At 68.4% G+C, this 18,074-nt stretch carries 15 protein-coding genes; 3 read left to right on the forward strand and 12 right to left on the reverse strand.

All coding sequences use genetic code 11. The annotated features are described in order from the left end of the window. Window positions 1–96: 96 nt before the first annotated feature. Window positions 97–1,338 (forward strand): MFS transporter, encoded by a 1,242-nt coding sequence (locus tag ACFPN1_RS07375; protein ID WP_386754206.1) that lies wholly within the window; start codon window positions 97–99, stop codon window positions 1,336–1,338. Here the strand turns inward: ACFPN1_RS07375 and ACFPN1_RS07380 are convergent. The 3 genes from ACFPN1_RS07380 to gltX form a co-directional block, all read right to left on the reverse strand. Continuing rightward, window positions 1,233–1,763, reverse strand: coding sequence for a VOC family protein (locus ACFPN1_RS07380; RefSeq protein WP_386754207.1), 531 nt, complete (start codon window positions 1,761–1,763; stop codon window positions 1,233–1,235). The genes ACFPN1_RS07375 and ACFPN1_RS07380 overlap by 106 nt on opposite strands. Before the next feature lie 51 nt (window positions 1,764–1,814). Further along, window positions 1,815–2,312 (reverse strand): transcriptional repressor, encoded by a 498-nt coding sequence (locus ACFPN1_RS07385; RefSeq protein WP_386754208.1) that lies wholly within the window; start codon window positions 2,310–2,312, stop codon window positions 1,815–1,817. A 103-nt stretch (window positions 2,313–2,415) separates the two neighbouring features. Next, window positions 2,416–3,822: a glutamate--tRNA ligase gene (gltX, locus tag ACFPN1_RS07390; protein ID WP_386754210.1), complete on the reverse strand. Its 1,407-nt coding sequence runs from the start codon at window positions 3,820–3,822 to the stop codon at window positions 2,416–2,418. A gap of 567 nt (window positions 3,823–4,389) precedes the next feature. Between gltX and lpxH the strand changes: the two genes are divergently transcribed. Next, window positions 4,390–5,121 carry a UDP-2,3-diacylglucosamine diphosphatase gene (gene lpxH / locus ACFPN1_RS07395; protein ID WP_386754211.1) on the forward strand — a complete coding sequence of 244 codons (732 nt, stop codon included), beginning with the start codon at window positions 4,390–4,392 and terminating at the stop codon, window positions 5,119–5,121. Between the two features lie 499 nt (window positions 5,122–5,620). Here the strand turns inward: lpxH and ACFPN1_RS07400 are convergent, their stop codons facing one another. The 8 genes from ACFPN1_RS07400 to serA all read right to left on the reverse strand — a co-directional run bounded on the left by ACFPN1_RS07400 (window position 5,621) and on the right by serA (window position 14,862). Continuing rightward, on the reverse strand, window positions 5,621–6,106 hold the full coding sequence (locus ACFPN1_RS07400; RefSeq protein ID WP_386754212.1) for a COG3650 family protein: 486 nt from the start codon (window positions 6,104–6,106) through the stop codon (window positions 5,621–5,623). Window positions 6,107–6,155: 49 nt separating this feature from the next. Then, on the reverse strand, window positions 6,156–6,977 hold the full coding sequence (locus tag ACFPN1_RS07405; protein WP_386754214.1) for a ferritin-like domain-containing protein: 822 nt from the start codon (window positions 6,975–6,977) through the stop codon (window positions 6,156–6,158). 238 nt (window positions 6,978–7,215) lie between these two features. Continuing rightward, entirely contained in the window at window positions 7,216–8,685 is a 1,470-nt protein-coding gene (gene purF / locus ACFPN1_RS07410; RefSeq protein WP_386754215.1) for an amidophosphoribosyltransferase, read from the reverse strand. 19 nt (window positions 8,686–8,704) lie between these two features. Continuing rightward, window positions 8,705–9,436, reverse strand: coding sequence for a CvpA family protein (locus tag ACFPN1_RS07415; protein ID WP_386754216.1), 732 nt, complete (start codon window positions 9,434–9,436; stop codon window positions 8,705–8,707). Between the two features lie 108 nt (window positions 9,437–9,544). Continuing rightward, on the reverse strand, window positions 9,545–10,549 hold the full coding sequence (locus tag ACFPN1_RS07420) for an SPOR domain-containing protein (protein ID WP_386754217.1): 1,005 nt from the start codon (window positions 10,547–10,549) through the stop codon (window positions 9,545–9,547). Window positions 10,550–10,660: 111 nt separating this feature from the next. Continuing rightward, the gene (locus ACFPN1_RS07425) at window positions 10,661–12,139 is read right to left on the reverse strand and encodes a bifunctional folylpolyglutamate synthase/dihydrofolate synthase (protein WP_386754218.1); all 1,479 of its coding nucleotides are present in this window, start codon (window positions 12,137–12,139) and stop codon (window positions 10,661–10,663) included. Between the two features lie 308 nt (window positions 12,140–12,447). Next, complete coding sequence (locus tag ACFPN1_RS07430) at window positions 12,448–13,092, reverse strand: histidine phosphatase family protein (protein WP_386754219.1); 645 nt, start codon at window positions 13,090–13,092, stop codon at window positions 12,448–12,450. 204 nt (window positions 13,093–13,296) lie between these two features. Beyond that, on the reverse strand, window positions 13,297–14,862 hold the full coding sequence (serA, locus tag ACFPN1_RS07435) for a phosphoglycerate dehydrogenase (RefSeq protein ID WP_386754220.1): 1,566 nt from the start codon (window positions 14,860–14,862) through the stop codon (window positions 13,297–13,299). A 278-nt stretch (window positions 14,863–15,140) separates the two neighbouring features. Here serA and ACFPN1_RS07440 point away from each other — a divergent pair, with 278 nt between their 5' ends. Beyond that, a complete protein-coding gene (locus tag ACFPN1_RS07440; RefSeq protein ID WP_386754221.1) occupies window positions 15,141–15,554 on the forward strand; it encodes a DUF3224 domain-containing protein in 414 nt (137 codons plus the stop codon). Window positions 15,555–15,808: 254 nt separating this feature from the next. Here the strand turns inward: ACFPN1_RS07440 and ACFPN1_RS07445 are convergent, their stop codons facing one another. Further along, a complete protein-coding gene (locus ACFPN1_RS07445) occupies window positions 15,809–17,959 on the reverse strand; it encodes a S46 family peptidase (RefSeq protein ID WP_386754222.1) in 2,151 nt (716 codons plus the stop codon). Between the last annotated feature and the right edge of the window lie 115 nt (window positions 17,960–18,074).

The raw sequence follows: 18,074 nt of genomic DNA on the forward strand, positions 1-18,074 counted from the left end.
CGCTGCGGCGCAGGACGCTTCGGCGTCGTCGACCGGTGGCCACGCGCCCCGGGCGCCGCCACCGCACCCGCCATGCAGCCCACGGCAGCCGCTCCCATGACCACGATCCGATCGAACGCCGCGTCTTCCCTGCACTATTGGCCGCTGGTGCTCGCCGCGACGGCGACGCTGATGGTGACGATGGGCATCCGCCAGTCGATGGGCCTGTTCGTCAGTCCTATCGGCAAGGCGACGGGGCTGGGCATCGCGCAGATCAGTTTCGCGCTGGCGATCGGTCAGTTCGTGTGGGGCGTGGTGCAGCCGGTGTTCGGTGCGGTGGCAGACCAGAAGGGTCCGGGACGCGTCCTCGTGCTGGGCGGATTGCTGCTCGTTGCCGGGACGGCGCTGGTGCCCTTCTTCGATTCGCAATGGGGGCTGATGCTGACCCTGGGCGTGCTGACCGCGGCCGGTGCTGGCGCCGGCAGTTTCTCGGTGCTGATCGGCGCGACCGCGCAGCACGTGCCGGCGACGAAACGCTCGATGAGCGGCGGCGTCATCAACGCCGGCGGTTCGCTCGGGCAATTCGTGTTCGCGCCCTTCACCCAGGCCGTGATCAGCGCATTCGGCTGGGCGGCGGCGATGTGGACGCTGGCGATCGCCGCGTTGTCGACGTTGCCGCTGGCATTTCCGTTGCGCCGGCGCGCGTCGGCCCACGCCGCGACCGCGGCAGGTTCCGCGATGCACGGCGGGATGACACTGCGCGGGCAACTGCGCATCGCACTGCGCGATCGCAGCTACTGGATGCTGCACGTCGGCTTCTTCACCTGCGGCGTGCACATCGCCTTCCTCGTCACTCATCTGCCGACCGAGATTGCGATGTGTGGCCTGTCGCCGCAGGTGTCGGCGATCAGCCTCGCGCTGATCGGGCTGTTCAACATCGGCGGCAGTCTGGGCATCGGCTGGCTGGGGCAGCGCTACCGCATGAAATCGCTGCTAGCGCTGATGTACGCGAGCCGAGCCGCGTTGATCGCGGTCTACCTGGTTTCGCCGCCGACGCCGATGACGTTCTTCCTGTTCGCCGCCGGCCTCGGACTCACCTGGCTCGCCACGGTACCGCCCACCGCCGGACTGGTCGGCAAGCTGTTCGGTCCGCGCTACCTGGGCACGCTGTTCGGCCTGACGCTGCTGTCGCACCAGATCGGCGGCTTCCTCGGCGCGTGGGTCGGCGGGTTGGTGGTCGAACGTTTCGGCGGTTACACGTGGATGTGGTACGCCGACATCGTGCTGGCCCTGCTGGCCGCCGCCGCGAACCTGCCGATCCGCGAAACCCGCCCGGCGCTGCAGGCCGCCCCGGCCTGAGTCCGCCGCACGCGCGACATCGCTACGGCGCGCGCGACTTCCCGATCAGGGCCACTGATTCGCGTTCTTCGGAAATCCCGGCCGTTGCACCCGCACGATGCAGAACCGCTGTCCGCTGGGGGCCTGCATGACCACCCAGCGTTCCAGGGGTCGACGACCGTGGCGCCGAGTCCTTCCAGTCGCGCCACCTCGGCGGGAATGTCATCGGTTTCGATGTCGATGTGCACGCGGCTTTCGTGTGCGACCCGCTGGATCTGCACGATGGGCTCGTCCGGCGGCGTTTCGAGCATGCGGTAGTTGCCGCGTGTGCCGGGATGATCCGGATCCACCGCACGGCCCAATGCCTGCGCCCAGAAGTCGGCGGCCGCGTCGATGTCGGGCGTATTGCAGTCGATCAGCAACGCGCATAAGCGAGAACGATGCATAAGCAGCTCACGGGTTTGCGATCGCGGCGTCGCAGACGCCAGGGTTTACGCTCAGCCTTCCGCCGCGGCCTGTTTCGCGCAGGCGGCGCACAGGCCGTGCACTTCCAGCGTCTGCGCCTGCGGCACGAAGCCGAGCGAACGCGCGCTGGCGTCGAGCGAATCGACGATCTCCGCGTCTTCCAGTTCCGTCGCCGACTGGCAGCCGTCGCAGATCAGAAACGGCACCGCATGCGATTCGCCGCCGGGATGATGGCAACCGACGTAGGCATTGATCGACGCGAGCTTGTGGACGAAGCCGTGCTCGAGCAGGAAGTCCAGCGCGCGATACACCGTCGGCGGCGCGGCGGCGTCGTGCGTGGCCTTCATCTGGTCGAGCAGGTCGTAGGCCTTGATCGGGCGGCCGGCGTCGGCGATCAGCCGCAGCGCATTGGCGCGGATCGGCGTCAGCCGCAGGCCGCGCTCCTCGCACGCACGCTCGACCTCGCGCACGAAGGCATCGCCGTCGTGGACGTGGTGCTTGGGGTCAGTGCAGGCGTGCGAATGGGCCATGGACAAAGGATGGTGCCGGCGAGTCGCCAACACAAGGCAGCGTAGGGCGGGTCGTGACCCGCCGCGGGCAACTTGCGGTGTCGATGGCGGGGCGAGACCCGCCCTACGCTCCGTGGGCGGAAATCCGCTCCAGGGCCGCGTCGATGCGCTTCACCGCCTCGCCCTGCCCCGCCAGATAGACGGTGTGCGAGATATCGGGGCTGACCTGGGTGCCGGTGATCGCCACGCGCATGGGCTGGGCGACCTTGCCCATGCCGATGCCCAGCGCCTCGGCGGTCTCGTGCAGCGCGGCGGACACCGATTCCGCCGTCCACGACGCCAGCTTCGCCAGACGCTCGCGCGCATCGGCCAGCGGCGCGCGCGCGGCGGCGGTGAGGTGTTTGGCGACCGCGGCATCGTCGTACTGCGTGAGCGGCCGGAACCACACCGCGGCGCGTTCGGCCATGTCCTTCAGCGTCTGCACGCGATCGCGCAGGGCGATCACGATGTCGGCGGGCCTGGGGCCCTTCGCCAGGTCATAGCCGTGGTGGCGCAGGTGCCATTCCAGATGCTTCGCCACGGCGTCGGGATCGTCGCTCTTGAGGTACTGCTGGTTGAGCCAGCCGAGCTTGGCCGGATCCAGGCGCGAGGCCTTCGCGTTGACGTCCTTCAGGTCGAACAGCGAAGTCATCTCCGCGATCGAGAAGATTTCCTGGTCGCCGTGCGACCAGCCCAGCCGCACCAGGTAGTTCAGCAGCGCGTGCGGCAGGTAGCCGGCATCGCGATACTGCATCACGTCGGCCGCGCCGGTGCGCTTGGACAGCTTGGCGCCGTGCTCGTCGAGGATCATCGGCAGGTGCGCGAAATGCGGCACCGGCGCGCCCAGCGCCTGGTAGATGTTGATCTGGCGCGGCGTGTTGTTGACGTGGTCGTCGCCGCGCACCACGTCGGTGATGCGCATGTCGATGTCGTCGACGACGACGGCGAAGTTGTAGGTCGGGTAACCGTCGCTGCGGAAGATCACTAGGTCGTCGAGCTCGGTGTTGCTGATCTCGATGCGGCCCTTGACCTTGTCATCCCACGCGACCACCCCGTCGAGCGGATTGCGGAAGCGGATGACGCGGTTGGGATCGTCGCGGAAGCCAGCGTTCCGGTCGCGATAGGCGCCGTTGTAGCGGGGCTTCTCGTTCTTCGCCATCGCCGCTTCGCGCATGGCTTCGAGCTCTTCCTTGGTCTCGTAGGCGTAGTACGCGTTGCCGGAGGCGACGAGCTGCTCGGCGACCTCGCGATAACGCTCGAGGCGGTGGGTCTGGTAGATCGGACCTTCGTCGTAATCGAGGCCCAGCCACTGCATCGCATCGAGGATCGCGTCGATCGCCGCCTGCGTGCTGCGTTCCTGGTCGGTGTCCTCGATGCGCAGGATGAACTGCCCGCCGTGTCGGCGCGCCTCCAGCCAGCAGTACAGCGCGGTGCGCGCGCCGCCGATATGCAGGTAGCCGGTGGGACTGGGGGCGAAGCGGGTGCGGGTCATCGTGGGGCTCGAGGTACGGCGGAAAGCGGGAATTTTACCGGACGCGGGTGTTCCCTTTCCTACACAGGCAGGCGGCGCGGCACGCCGGGGCTGATCTCCCTTCTCCCTCCGGGAGAAGGTGGCGCGCAGCGCCGGATGAGGGTGCGGCGGAAGGGGAAAGTGCCCAATCGGAGCATCGACTGATCAGTCGTCACGCTCGCCCGATGTTTCCTTCTCCCTCCGGGAGAAGGTGGCGCGCAGCGCCGGATGAGGGGCGGCGGAGGGGAAAGTGCCCAATCGAAGCATCGACTGATCAGTCGTGACGCTCGCCCGATGTTTCCTTCTCCCTCCGGGAGAAGGTGGCGCGCAGCGCCGGATGAGGGGCGACGGAGGGATGGAGCACCAGATCGAAGCATCGACATCAGTCAGCACTCTTGGCGGCAGTCCACCGCTTCGCCGACCCTTACCCAGGCCCATCGGCATAGCCGACGGGCGTTCGTCGGAGCGCGCGCCAGTGGCGCGCAATCGCTCCTCCTCACCCCCTCTCCCGCGGGGAGAGGGGCTTGAGCCACGCCGTACAATTCCCCCATGACCACCCTCTTCATCTCCGACCTGCACCTCGATGCCGAGCGTCCGCAGGTCACCGCCCTGTTCGGCCGTTTCCTGCGTGAAGAAGCCCGCGGCGCCGACGCGCTGTACATCCTCGGCGACCTGTTCGAAGCCTGGGTGGGCGACGACGATCCCTCCGACACCGGTGCCTTCGTCGCGCGCGAATTGCGCACGCTGGCCGATGCCGGCGTGCCGGTGCATTTCATCCGCGGCAACCGCGATTTCCTCGTTGGCGACGCCTTCGCGCGCCGGGCCGGCATGACGATCCTGCCCGATCCGGCGGTGGTCATGCTCTACGGCGAGCCGACGCTGATCCTGCACGGCGACACGCTGTGCACGGACGACGTCGCCTACCAGCAGTTCCGCGCGCAGGTGCGCAATCCGGCCTGGCAGCAGCAGTTCCTGTCGCAGCCGCTGGCGGCACGCGTCGCGTTCGCGCAACAGGCGCGCGCGGCGAGCAAGGCGCACCAGGCGGGGCTGCAGGACAAGGGCGCGATGGAAAGCATCACCGATGTGGCGCCCGCCACGGTGGAAGCAACGCTCCTGCGTTTCGGCATCACGCGGATGATCCATGGGCATACGCATCGGCCGGCGATCCATGAGCTCGAGATCGGTGAGCGTGCGTGTCAGCGGATCGTGCTGGGGGATTGGTACGACCAGGGGTCCGTGCTGCGGGTAAGCCCCGGCGACGTGAAGCTGGAAACGTTGTAGTCCAGGCTTCTCCGCGCGCTGGCGCGTTGAGCGCTGTGCGACCAAGGCTCAGTGCTGCGCGTCAAGGCTGGCAGCGTGAAGCTGGAAGCGTTGTGGGGATGCTGCGGGCTGGCTTTCCTCTGGAACAGCAAGAGCAACTCGCTTCGCTCGCCGCCCCTCACCCGCCCTTCCCTCAGCGGCTGACGCCGCTTCGACCCTCTCCCCGCAGGCGGGAAGAGGGACAGCGATCGCTCGTCCCCGCATGAATCCTCGGCTGATGGCGAGCACGTGTCTTGTCTCCACCGCTGAAGGAACAACGCGCAATCCGGTTCTCGCGCTGGCGAAGCGCGATCGTGCATTTCCTGCCCGCGCGGATGAAGCGCGTCATGCATTCCCTTCTCCCCGCCTGCGGGGAGAAGGTGGCGCGCAGCGCCGGAGGAGGGGAAGCGAGCGCAGCGAGCTGCGCCCGCGACGACATCAGCCTCAGGCGGGCTTGAGCCCACCCTACCGAGGGCACCGCCTACTTCGCCGCCTCGCCGCAACCCTTGTACGTCGTCTCGCCGTAGATGAACGTCGCGCGAAACTCGTAGCGGTTGTCCGACATGCCGTCGCTGCATTCGCCCGGACTGATGTCGAGGTGGAAGTCGGTGTCGCCGTCCTTGCCGATATAGACGAAGCCAACCAGCGACGGCACGCGACGGCCGTGCATCAGCCGGCCGTCCTGGTCTTCCGGCGTCGAGAAGTACAGGTCGTCGCCATCCACGCGCGCCTGCCAGAACGGCTCGGTGCCGAAGGCGCGCCACGCCATCAGCGGCTCATTTTCCTGGCCCGGGGCACGCTTGCCTTTGGGCGCATCGTCGGGGGCGGGCGCGGCAGGATCGGGATCGTGCATGGCAGGTGCCTCTGCTGCGGAAGGGTCGTTCGCCGCAACCGGCGACGTGTCGCGCGGGCATCCCGCCAGCGCCAGCACGAGCGGCAACAACAGGATCGGGGACCACGTACGCATGCGGAGCTCCATCGGGATGCGCGGGACGCGCACGCTAGTCGCGCCGATGTTAGCGGGCAGTGAGGCTCGCCGCCGCTTCGGCCTGCAGGCTGCCGAGCTCGTCCGCGTCGAATCCCGCCGCCAGCCGCGCCTCGATGTTGAACGGTCCATGCAACACGCCGCTGGCGTACTCGCGCAGCAGCTCGCGGAAGCCAGCGCGCGGCTCGACGCCGGCGCGCTCGCAGTACCAGCGGTACCAGCGCGATCCGGCGGCGACGTGAGCAACTTCCTCGCGCAGGATCACCTCCAGGATGTCCGCGGTCGCTGCATCGCCGAGCGAGCGCAGCTTCACGATCATCCCCGGCGTCACGTCCAGCCCGCGCGCCTCCAGCACGCGCGGCACCAGCGCCATGCGCGCGAGACCGTCGTGCGCGGTCTTCTCCGCCATTTCCCACAGGCCGTTGTGCGCGTCGAAGTCGCCGTAGTCGTGGCCCAGCTGCTGCAGTCGTTCGCGCAGCATGGCGAAATGGCGCGCCTCGTCATGCGCGACACGCACCCAATCGCCGTAGAAATCCGCCGGCAGGTCGCGGAAGCGGTACGCGGCATCCCAGGCGAGGTCGATCGCGTTGAACTCGATGTGGGCGACGGCGTGGATGAAGGCGGCGAGGCCTTCCTTCGTGCCGAAACCGCGGCGCGGCAGTTCGCGCGGATGCACGAGCTTCGGGCGGGCGGGACGCCCGGGCATGCGGATCGGTTCGGGCGCGGGGGCGTCCGCGGGAATCGCCAGTTCGCCGCACGCGAAGGCTTCGGCCGCCTCGAAGGTGCGCGCGAGCTTTTCCTCGGGCGTGGAAGCCTCGAGGCAGGTGCGGGCGGCGGTGAAGAGGTCGGTCATGCTTCAGCTCGTCATTCCCGCGAAAGCGGGAATCCAGTGTCTTTCGCCGTCGCGCGGCGGCCAATGTCGGTAATTCCGCGGCAGTGATGCAGTCGGTAAAGGCAAAGTCACTGGATTCCCGCTTTCGCGGGAATGACGACTAAAACCCCACACCAACTGGGGCATCACTGGTGCAGGATGACGAGCTGAAGCACTCACCTTCGCGGATACATACGAGCGACGGCATAACAACGCGCGCCTACGAAGCCCGCCTTGTCTTCTTGGCCTCGTCCGAACGCAGCTGCTTGATGCGCTCGAAATAGCCTTCCTCGATGCCGGTCACGTAGTGGCCGTTGAAGCACGACGAATCGAAGTGCTCCAGGTGCTGCTTCGGCCCGGACACGGCGTCCTCGAGGTCGCTGAGGTCCTGGTAGATCAGCCAGTCGCAGCCGAGCAGCTTCTGCACGTCTTCCTCGCTGCGACCGTGCGCGACGAGTTCCTCGGCCGACGGCATGTCGATGCCATAGATGTTCGGATAGCGCACCGGCGGCGCGGCGGAGGCGAGATACACCTTGCGCGCGCCGGCGTCGCGCGCCATCTGCACGATCTGCTGCGAGGTGGTGCCGCGCACGATCGAGTCGTCGACCAGCAGCACCACTCGGTTGCGGAATTCCAGCGGGATCGGGTTGAGCTTGCGGCGCACCGATTTCGAGCGCTGCCCCTGCCCCGGCATGATGAAGGTGCGGCCGACGTAGCGGTTTTTGATGAAGCCCTCGCGGTACTTCACGCCCAGCACGTTGGCGATTTCCAGCGCCGCGTCGCGCGAGGTGTCCGGGATCGGGATCACGGTGTCGATGTCGTGGTCTGGCATCAGGCGCAGGATCTTCTCGCCGAGCTTCTGGCCCATGCGCATGCGCGCCTTGTGCACCGAGATGTTGTCCATCATCGAGTCGGGGCGGGCGAAGTACACGTACTCGAAGATGCACGGCGTGTGCTCCTGCGCGGGCGCGGTCTGCTTCGTGAACAGCTCGCCGCGCGCGGTGATCACCACGCACTCGCCCGGGGCGACGTCGCGCAGGCGCTCGAAGCCGAGCAGGTCCAGGGCGACCGATTCGGAAGCCACCGCGTATTCGTCGCCGCCCTTGCCGGTGCGCTTGCCCAGCACCAGCGGGCGGATGCCGTGCGGATCGCGGAACGCGACCAGGCCCAGGCCCAGCACCGACACGACCACGGCGTAGCCGCCGACGCAGCGGCGGTTCACGCCTTCGATGGCGCGGAACACGGCCTCGGGCGTCAGCGCCTTCTGCGTGTCGAGTTCGTGCGCGAACACGTTGAGCAGCACTTCCGAATCCGACTCGGTGTTGACGTTGCGGCGATCCTGCTCGAAGACCTCGCGACGGAGCTTCTCGGTGTTGATCAGGTTGCCGTTGTGCGCCAGCGCGATGCCGTAGGGCGAGTTGACGTAGAACGGCTGCGCCTCGTCGGAGCCTTCCGAACCCGCGGTCGGGTAGCGGCAGTGGGCGATGCCGAACTTGCCCTGCAGCAGCTGCATCGAGTCCTCGTCGAAGACGTCGCTGACCAGGCCGTTGCCCTTGTGCACGCGCAGCTTGCCGCCGTCGGCGGTGGCGATGCCCGCCGCGTCCTGGCCGCGGTGCTGCAGCACCGTCAGGCCGTCGTAGAGCTGGGCGGCGACATCCGTGTGGCCGACGATTCCGAGAATGCCGCACATAGCAGTGAACCTTCTTTCTTCAGTGGACCCGCTTTTCGTCCGGTGCTGAACCGGGCGCGGGCGGATCCGGGGTGACCAGTTTCGGATCCGCCGGTGGCGCCTGCTTGCCAGGTGTCACCGACGGGAGGATTTCAGGAATCGCTTCCGGCAGCGCGCCACTCGTCAGCGCCTCGGGAAGCGACGCGGGCAGTCCTTCCGGCATGGCCCGCTCGAGTTGTCTGGCCTGGGCCTGGACCTGCGCCTGCAGCGAGGTGCCGCGGCCTTCCAGATCCACGCGTTGCGCCATCCAGGGCGGCATCGCGGCGCGCATCCACTGCGCCACCGGCAGCAGCAGCGCGACGCCGTTGGAGGCATGCCACGCGCGCGTGCCGGGAACGCTGGTCAGCCCGAGCAGCAGCACCAGCACGCAGGCGAAGAACAGCCCGCGCACCACGCCGAGACCGAAGCCGAACAGGCGGTCCACGCCCGACAGTCCCGCTTCGTGCGCGATGCGCCGCACGACCAGTCCGACCAGCGCCACCGCGATCCACACGGCGGCAAAGCTCAGCGCGTAACCGCCGAGGTACTCGCCCCAGCCCAGCTGTCCGTCCGTCACCAGGCTGCGACCCACGTCGCCGCCGAAGACATACGCGGCCAGTCCGGCCAGCAGCCAGGCCACCAGCGACATCACCACGCCGATCATCCCGCGCAGCAGGCCGAGCAGGCCCGACACGCCGACGATCAGCAGCAGTACCCAGTCCAGCGCCGTCATGGCGTGTTGCTCCTGTCTGCCTGCACGTCATGGCCCCTCACCCTGCTTCGCTCCGCGAAGCGGTCCCTCGCTCCGCCAGCGGGGCAAGGGATGGGGAGCACCGCAACCTCATGGATGCGGTTTGACGATCGCGTCGCCGATGCCGAGCTTCAGCGCGACCTGCGCCTTGAGCTGGTCGGCTTCCGCGCGCGTCAGCACCGGTCCGACGCGGACGCGGCTGAGCACGCCCTTGTCGGTGCGCACCGATTCGACGAAGGCGCGCAGACCGGCGGCGCGCGCACGGTCGCGCAGCTTGTTGGCCTCCTCGGCGCTCGCGAAGGCACCCAACTGCACCGCGAATCCGGTATCGGCGGCCGCGGGCGCCGCAGGCCTGGTGGCGGTGGCCACCGGTTCGGCGGGCTTGGGCGCCGGGGATTTCGGCGTCGCCGGTTTGGGTGCGGGTTCGGCGGGCTTCGTTGCGGCCGCCCGCGTTTCAGGGGCCGGTTCGGGTTTCGCGCTCGTCGTGCTGGCGGCGGGGGCCGTTGGCGCAGCGGACGGTGCCGTCGCGGTCGCGGTCGCGGCCGTTTCCGTCGCCGCTGCCGCGTCCGCATTCAGCGTGATGACGCGTGCGCCCACGTCGTCGCGCACATGCGCGGCGCGCAGGCGGGCGGCTTCCGCGTCGGCCTGCGTGGCGTAAGGGCCGATGCGGACGCTGTAGAGCGTGCGGCCGTTGTCGGTCGTCGTTTCCTGGTAACCCGGCAACTGCGAATTCTTCAGGGCGGCGACGACCTTGTCGGCGTCGGCGGCCGTCGCATAGCGACCGAAGGTCACGGCGTAATCGCCGCCCGCGGTGGCGGCCGGCAGCATCGTCGTCGAGGCCGCAGCGTCGGTGTCGTCGGCCTGGGTGGCGTCCATCCCGACGACGCCGGTGGTCGGCGCCGCGCCGGGCGTGACCAGCGGCAACTCGCGGGTCTGCATCGTCCCGTCGCCGGGCGGCGCGTCGGGGAGTTTGAGCGGCACGTCGGAAACGCCGCTTTCCGGCGCCGGTCCCTTGACCAGCATCGGCAGGAAGATCACCGCCAACGCCACCAGCACAACTGCACCGACCACTCGCTGCTTCAGGGCGGGTTCCATCGAATCGGGGGCCTCGGGGGTTGGGGCGCGCGAATTATAGCCGTGCCGCCGGAGTCGGGCCTGAAGGGAGGCCACGGCACGCGGCGGTGGGGAGATGGTTGCGCGACGGGCCTACGCGCGCATCTCCAGCCAGCGCAATGCGGCACCGACGGTATGGAACGAGCCGAAGACGAGGACGCGATCGCCCGGGCCCGCCTGGGTGACGGCCGCTTCCAGCGCCGTGGCCACGTCGGCGTGACGCATGCCGCCGTCCGCGGCCGTGCCGTCCAGCCGCGCGGCGAAGGCCGCCACGTCCAGCCCGCGCGGGCCGCTGTCGGCCAGCCCGGCCAGGTGCCAGGTGTCGATGCGGTCGGCCAGCGCTTCCACCACGCCGCGCACGTCCTTGTCGCCGAGCGCGGCGAACACCGCCTGCGTCCGCCCGACCGGTGGATCCAGGCCAAGCCAGTCGGCCAGCTCGCGCGCGGCCTGCGGGTTGTGCGCGACGTCGACGACGACCTCCACACCATCGCAGGCGAAGCGTTGCAGCCGCCCACGCACCTGGGCCTGCGCCACGCCCTGGGCGACCGCCGCAGCCGGCAGCTTTTTGCCGAGCGCGTGCAGGGCCGCGATGGCCGCCGCGGCATTGCGCAGTTGCGCCGGTGCGGCCAGTTGCGGCAGCGGCAGGTTGTCCAGCGCGCGGCGGGTCTCGCGCCAGGTCCAGTGGTCCGCGGCGGGCAGCGTCATGTCGGTGGGCATGAAGCGGTTGCCCTGCCCCTGCGGCCCGACGAAGAAGAAGTCGCAACCGGCGCGCAGCGTGTTGGCGCCGATCGCGTAGGCGTGGCGCAGCACGCTCGCCGGCGGATCGTCCTCGCCCAGCACCAGCGGCTTCCACGCACGGGCGATGCCGGCCTTCTCGAAACCGATCGCTTCGCGGTCGTCGCCGAGGTAGTCCTGGTGGTCGAGGTCGACCGTGGTGATTACGGCGACGTCAGCGTCGACGAGGTTGGTAGCGTCCAGGCGGCCGCCGAGGCCGACTTCGAGGATGGCCAGGTCCAGGCCGCTGCGCGCGAACAGCCAGAGCGCGGCGAGCGTGCCGTATTCGAAGTAGGTGAGTGGGATCTCGCCCTTCCCTTCCATGACAGGGGGAAGGTGGCGCGCAGCGGCGGATGAGGGGTGGGAGGTGCGAAGGGTGTCTGAAGCAGCGTCGCTTCGCCGGACCCTCACCCCAACCCCTCTCCCGGGGGAAGAGGGGCTTGAAAGCGCTGCGCCGGAGGGCGCGGGGCTCAGGCGCGCGGCTTCGACGGCTGCGAAGGCGGCGACCAGGTCCGCGTCGGCGGCATCGGCGCCGCCGATGCGGACGCGCTCGTTGTAGGCGAGCAGATGAGGCGAGGTATAGGCGCCGACCTTCCAGCCCGCGGCGCGCGCGATGGCCTCGATGAAGGCGACGGTCGAGCCCTTGCCGTTGGTGCCGGCGACGGTGATGACCTTCTTCGCCGGTTTCGGCAACTGCATGCGCGCTACGACTTCGCGCACGCGCTCCAGGCCCATGTCGATGGATTTTGGGTGTTGGCGCTCGATGTAATCGAGCCAGTCGGCGAGCGTTTGCGGCATGGGGAAATTGTAGGGCGGGCCCTGGCCCGCCTTGGGGGTTTCGCGTGCAACGCTCAACGCCAAAAGCGCCCGTCATCCGCCCCTTCGGGGCATCTTCTCCCCGCTTTGCGGCGAGAAGGGAAAGTTTTTCGCCTGCTTTACACGCCCCTCTTCCCGCTTGCGGGGTGAAGGCGGACGCTTATGCGCCACGGGCGCATGTCCGACTGAACGCCCTTGCGCTACGCGCAAGGGCCGGGGCAGAGCGAGGGACAGCATTGCGAATCAACGCAGGGTGAGAGGACGTGGCGCGTCGACTGGAAAAGTCGAGCCTACAACGCCCGATGCACCGCCTCCCCGAACAACGCCGTGTGGTGGCTGCAATCGTTCAACCGCACCACGTCGAGGTGATCCACATCGGGACCTTCGAGCAGGTTGAGCGTCGTCGGCGCCTGCCGGAACGACCACAGCTTCGACAAGGGCATGCCGAGGATGCGGCACAGCAACACGCGGTTGACCGCATCGTGCGCGACCACCAGCAGCGTCTCGTGCGCGCCCATGCCGGCGCATGCGTGAGCGAAGGCGGGCCAGGCGCGATCGAGCACGTGCTGCAGCGATTCGCCCTGCGGCATCAGTACTTCATGCGGTGCATGCCGCCACGCGTGCATCAGCTCGGGATCGCGCTGGCGGATTTCCTCCGCCAACAATCCTTCCCAGGTGCCGTGCGCGATTTCCTTCAGCCCCGCATCGAGCGTGAGCATCGCCGCGCGTTCGTCGCCCAAGGCGAGCTGCGCGGTGCGTGCCGCGCGTACCAGGGGCGAAGCGACGGCGCGGTCGATGCGCACGTCGGCGAGGCGTTCGCCCAGCGCGCGCGCCTGCACTTCGCCGATCGGCGAGAGCGGGATGTCTTCCTGGCCCTGGTAGCGGCCTTCGGCGTTCCAGGGGGTTTCGCCGTGGCGGGCGAGGAGGATTTTCATGGCAGGAGCGAGAAGAGAGTGGAGAGGAGTGAGAAACGAGTGACATCAAGAAGCAGGGAAAGCGGGAGGGGAACTGCACGCGAAGAACAGGCACTGATTTTCTTCGTCGCAGGAACCGAGGGGAAACCGAAGGTAGAAGTGAGTGAAGAAACGGCTGAACTCGCCTTTACTCGTTTCTCACTCCTCTCCCCTCTCCCCTCGCCCTCAGACCTGCTGCAACGACAGCACGCCCGGCGTCGCGCGCAAGGTGTCGAGCTGCTGGTCGCTCAGCGGCTGGTCGACGGTGATCGCCGCGCGCGCCTGGCCATCGCCGGCCGCGCCGAGCGCGAAGTTGACGATGTTGATGCCCGCCGAACCCAGCAGCGAACCCACCGTGCCGATCATGCCGGGCCGGTCCTCGTTGCGCATGAGCAGCACGCTGGCCTGCGGATCGAATTCGATCTCCACGCCGTCCAGACGCACCACGCGCGGGCCGCGATGCAGTGTCGCCTCGATCTCGCGCGGTTTCTTGCCGCCTTCGACGCGGATACGCAGCAGGCGATCGAAACCGTCGCCGTCGCCGCCCACGGTTTCGGCGACGACCAGGCCACGGCCCGCGGCTTCCTGCAACGCATTGACGGGCGTGACGCGGCCCGAATGCGTGCCGAGCAACGCCGCCACCAGCAGCCGCGTCAGCGGACGCGTGTCGAGCGCCTCGGTGCGGCCGGCATAGGTGATGGTGAGCTTCGTCGGTGCGTCGACCAGGCGCGCGGCGAGCTTGCCCAGCGCGGTCATCAGCGGCATCCACGGACCGACTTCGCGCGCGGCTTCGGCGGTGAGCGGCGGCAGGTTGACGCAGCCGGCAACGGCTCCGGTGGCGACGAAATCAATGATCTGACGCGCAAGGATCGTACTCACCGCCTGCTGCGCCTCGCTCGTCGACGCGCCCAGGTGCGGGGTAAGGATCAGCTTGGGATGCTTGCGCAACGGCGATTCGGCCTGCAGCGGTTCCGTGGCGAAGGTGTCGAGTGCGGCGCCGGCGATCTGGCCTTCGTCGAGCAGACGCAGCAGCGCGGCTTCGTCGACCAGGCCGCCGCGTGCGGCGTTGATGATGTACGCGCCCTGCTTCATCGCGCGCATGCGCTCTTCCGACAGCAGGTTGGTCGTGTCCCTGGTGCGCGGGATGTGCAGGGTGACGATGTCAGCCCATGCGAGCAGTTCGTCGAGCGTCTTCAGCGGCACGCTGCCCTTGCCCGCCGCGGCGGCCGGCAGGAACGGATCGTATGCGGCCACTTCCATGCCGATGCCCTGTGCCTTGCGCGCGACGGTGCCGCCGATGCGGCCCAGACCGATCACGCCGAGCTTCTTGCCTTCCAGTTCGAAGCCGGTGAGGCCGGCCTTGGGCCATTCGCCGGCCTTCATGCCCGCGTCGGCGCGCGGAATGTGGCGGGCCAGTGCGAACAGTAGCGAGATCGCGTGTTCGGCCGCCGCGAGCGTGTTGCCGTCGGGCGCATTCATGACCGCGATGCCCTTGGCCGTGGCGGCTTCGACATCGATGGTGTCGACGCCGGCACCGGCGCGGCCGATCACCTTGAGGTTGGGCACGTTAACCAGCGCTTCGGCGGGCACCTTGGTGGCCGAGCGCACCAGCACCGCATCGACGTCGGCGAGCGCCAGGGCGAGGACTTGGGGGTCCTTGATCGGTTCGTTGGCGACGAGGACGTCCCAGCCCGCATCGCGGAACAGGGCCAGACCGTCTTCGTGGATGCCATCGCAGGCCAGTACTTTCATCGCAAGCTCCTGTAGTGAGGGGAGCGCGGAAAGCCTGCGTAGCCGGCACTGCGTGGACCTGTGGCGTCGGGCAACGGATGCAGCGGTTGCGGAACGCATGCGTCGCACGGGGCGTGGACGCGGTGTTACTCACGGGTCGGGAGACGGGGCCGGCTGGCATGGGAATCCGCGACGGGCACAGCCTAGCAGAGGTCCGGGGCGGATTCGCAACCGTTGCTTATGAAATCGCATGCAGCAGGCGCGTACGATGCGCCCTCCCCCGCTCGAGGACGCGACGCATGAACCAGCAGGTGACGACCCAACAGGTGAAGGGCAGCTTCGACGTGAAGCGCACCGCCATGGAGACCGTCGATGCCGGCGGCGATGCCAGCTTCGGCCGCATCCGCTTCGAGAAGCGCTTCCACGGCGACCTGGACGCGACCAGCGTGGTGGAGATGCTCAGCGCGGGCAATCCCGCGACGGGCTCCGCCGGCTACGTGGCGGTCGAACATCTCGTCGGCACGCTGCAGGGCCGCAAGGGCCGCTTCATGATGCAGCACAACGGCGTGATGAATCGCGGGGAGGCTTCGCTGACGCTCACGGTGGTGCCCGATTCGGGCACGGATGAACTGACCGGACTGCATGGGCGCATGCAGATCGATATCGCGCAGGACGGCGCGCACTTCTATACGTTCGATTACGCGATCGATTGAGGCGCGTTACCTGAAGAATTTTCTTCCCCCCGCCTGCGGGGAGAAGATGCCCGAAGAGCCTGCCCCCGAATGCTTTAATCGGGGGGCAGATGAGGGGGAGCGAGCGTAGCGAGTTGCTGTTGATTTCGATATGCAACAGCAACAGCAGCTCGCTGCGCTCGCTCCCCTCACCCGCCCGTTGGGCCCCCTCTCCCCGCAAGCGGGGAGAGGGACGCCAGATCGTTCCTCCGGAGACACCCTATTCGCTGACGGATTCACTCCGCCGGCAGATTCATTTCCTTCAGCAGGTGCGGCGCCGGGTACACCTTGGCAAGCAGCCAGCGCAGGTAACGCAGGTCGACATGGATCGCGCGCTTGTAGCGCGGATCGAACATCCAGCTCGCGCTCACCGCTTCCCAGTTGCTGTCGAAGTTCAGGCCGATCAGGCGGCCGCGCGCGTCCATCACCGCCGAACCGGAGTTTCCGCCGGTCGTGTCCAGGTTGGTGAGGAAGTCCACGGTCTGCGTGCCCAGGCTGGGCTCGGCGGTGTTGCCGAAATCGCTCTTCGCGATCGCGTCGCGCAGCGTCTGCGGTGCATCGAATGGATCGGTGCCGGTGTGCTTCTCGACGATGCCCTGCACGGTGGTCAGCGGCGTGTAGTGCACGCCATCGCGGGGATCCAGCGCGCTCACGCGGCCGTAGCTCACGCGCAGGGTCGAATTCGCATCCGGATAGACCGCACGCCCCTGCGACTTGCGGAAGCCGATCAACGCACGCATGTAGGCGGGGCGCAGGCGCAGCAGTTCGCCACTGCTGGCCTTGTTCTCGTCTTCCAGACGCAGGATCGCCGGCAACAGCGTCGCCGCGGCCTGCAGCAGCGTATCGCCCGACGCCGCCAGCGTCGCGCGGTCGGCCTGCATCGCGTTCAGTCGCTCGCTTTCGGCGTCGAGTTTCGTACCGGCGTACAACGCATCCAGCTTCTGCTGCAGCTGCGACGCCGCGCCGAACACCGCATCGAATTCCGCCACGTGTTGCGGCGCCGGCAGGGCCTGGTATTGGCCGACCAGCTCGGCCAGCAGCGCCTTTTCGACGTGCGGCGCGTAGCGGCGCTGCACCTGCCGCAGCTGGCCGGCAATCAGCGTTTCATCGCGCTGCTGGTAGCCGCGTTCGCGTTCCGCGTCGGGCCTGCTGCGCTCGTGGGCCAGGCGCTGCAGGGTCACCGCCGACTTCAGCAGCTGCGTCTGCGCGACGATCGCGCCCAGCAGCTGGTCGCGTTCGCGCACCGCCGTGGCGCGGTCGAGCACGGCCTGTGCTGCGGAGATATCGGCGCGCGTCGTGGCGGCATCGGGTTGCTGGTCGAGCCACGCATACATCGCCTGCTCGTCCTCGCGACGCACGCGCACCGCATCGCTGCGCCGCAGGCCGTCGAGTTCGCCCTGCGCACGCTTGAGACTGTTCTTCAGGCTGCGCAGCTGCGAAGCGTAGGCGACGCGCGCGGCTTCGTCCTTCGCCGCCGTGCCTTCGATCGTGTCGATCATCCGATGGTACAACGCGACGCGCGACGGCAGCTGCCATTCCACCTGGTTGGCAAATTCCGAGGCCATGCGATGACGGAAGGTGACGCCCGGATAGCCGGCGAGCATCGCGTAGTCGCCTTCCCTGAAGTCCTGCGTCGACACCTGCAGGTGCGAGGGCGGCACGAACGGCACGTTGTCCGGCGAATAGTCCGCGGGCTTGCCGTCCTTGCCGACGTAGGCGCGCAGCAGGGTGAAGTCGCCGGCGTGGCGCGGCCACATGAAGTTGTCGACTTCGCCGCCGTAGTTGCCGATCGCGTTCGGCGGCGCGTAGACCAGGCGCACGTCGCGCAGCTCGAGCTGACGCACCAGGTAGAAGTCGGTGCCGTAGTACATGTTGGCGACGCTGCAGCGATAGCCGGCCTCGCGTTCGCATTCGGCGACGACGGCCTTGGTCGCGCCGTCCACGGCGTCGTAGTACGCGCGCCCCCGCTTGCCCTTCGCATCGGCGAGGATGCGGTCGGTCACGCGGTCGAAGCCGGTGGTGACGAGCACGCGGTAATCGGGATTCGCCGGCAGCTCCGCGCTGCGATCGGCGGCGATGTAGCCGTCGCGGATCAGGTCGCGCCCGGGCTTGCTGTTGTACTGGATGACCCCGAAAGCGACATGGTGGTTGGTCAGCACCAGGCCCTGGTCGGAGACGAACGCGCCGCTGGCGCCGCCGACCTTCACGATGGCGTTCATCGGCGCCCTGGCGAGTTCGGAGAGTTCGCGCGGATTGCCCTTGAACCCCGCCGCCTTCATCTGCTGGGCGATGCCGGGCAGTTGCGACGGCATCCACATGCCCTCGTCGGCATGGGCGGCGTTGGCCAGGAGCAACGACAGGGCCAGAGGCAACAAACGGCGGCGCATGGTGGTCATTCGAGATCGCGGCGGCATGAGGAGCGGGCGACGATAGGCGAAGCCTGGCGCATGCGGCAAACCATCCGGCAGCAATCTCCCGCAAATCCGCTGCGACGGCACGTCC

This window comes from Lysobacter yangpyeongensis, from assembly GCF_042655745.1.
Lineage (GTDB): Bacteria > Pseudomonadota > Gammaproteobacteria > Xanthomonadales > Xanthomonadaceae > Agrilutibacter > Agrilutibacter yangpyeongensis.

What these genes read in the sequence shown, in the direction of transcription:
- gltX (WP_386754210.1), bottom strand. Translation starts at nt 3,822, where the DNA reads ATGACCCGCACCCGCTTCGCCCCCAGTCCCACCGGCTACCTGCATATC.
- ACFPN1_RS07405 (WP_386754214.1), bottom strand. Translation starts at nt 6,977, where the DNA reads ATGACCGACCTCTTCACCGCCGCCCGCACCTGCCTCGAGGCTTCCACG.
- serA (WP_386754220.1), bottom strand. Translation starts at nt 14,862, where the DNA reads ATGAAAGTACTGGCCTGCGATGGCATCCACGAAGACGGTCTGGCCCTG.
- lpxH (WP_386754211.1), top strand. Translation starts at nt 4,390, where the DNA reads ATGACCACCCTCTTCATCTCCGACCTGCACCTCGATGCCGAGCGTCCG.
- ACFPN1_RS07430 (WP_386754219.1), bottom strand. Translation starts at nt 13,092, where the DNA reads ATGAAAATCCTCCTCGCCCGCCACGGCGAAACCCCCTGGAACGCCGAA.
- ACFPN1_RS07440 (WP_386754221.1), top strand. Translation starts at nt 15,141, where the DNA reads ATGAACCAGCAGGTGACGACCCAACAGGTGAAGGGCAGCTTCGACGTG.
- ACFPN1_RS07375 (WP_386754206.1), top strand. Translation starts at nt 97, where the DNA reads ATGACCACGATCCGATCGAACGCCGCGTCTTCCCTGCACTATTGGCCG.
- ACFPN1_RS07400 (WP_386754212.1), bottom strand. Translation starts at nt 6,106, where the DNA reads ATGCGTACGTGGTCCCCGATCCTGTTGTTGCCGCTCGTGCTGGCGCTG.
- ACFPN1_RS07445 (WP_386754222.1), bottom strand. Translation starts at nt 17,959, where the DNA reads ATGCGCCGCCGTTTGTTGCCTCTGGCCCTGTCGTTGCTCCTGGCCAAC.
- ACFPN1_RS07415 (WP_386754216.1), bottom strand. Translation starts at nt 9,436, where the DNA reads ATGACGGCGCTGGACTGGGTACTGCTGCTGATCGTCGGCGTGTCGGGC.
- purF (WP_386754215.1), bottom strand. Translation starts at nt 8,685, where the DNA reads ATGTGCGGCATTCTCGGAATCGTCGGCCACACGGATGTCGCCGCCCAG.
- ACFPN1_RS07425 (WP_386754218.1), bottom strand. Translation starts at nt 12,139, where the DNA reads ATGCCGCAAACGCTCGCCGACTGGCTCGATTACATCGAGCGCCAACAC.
- ACFPN1_RS07420 (WP_386754217.1), bottom strand. Translation starts at nt 10,549, where the DNA reads ATGGAACCCGCCCTGAAGCAGCGAGTGGTCGGTGCAGTTGTGCTGGTG.
- ACFPN1_RS07380 (WP_386754207.1), bottom strand. Translation starts at nt 1,763, where the DNA reads ATGCATCGTTCTCGCTTATGCGCGTTGCTGATCGACTGCAATACGCCC.
- ACFPN1_RS07385 (WP_386754208.1), bottom strand. Translation starts at nt 2,312, where the DNA reads ATGGCCCATTCGCACGCCTGCACTGACCCCAAGCACCACGTCCACGAC.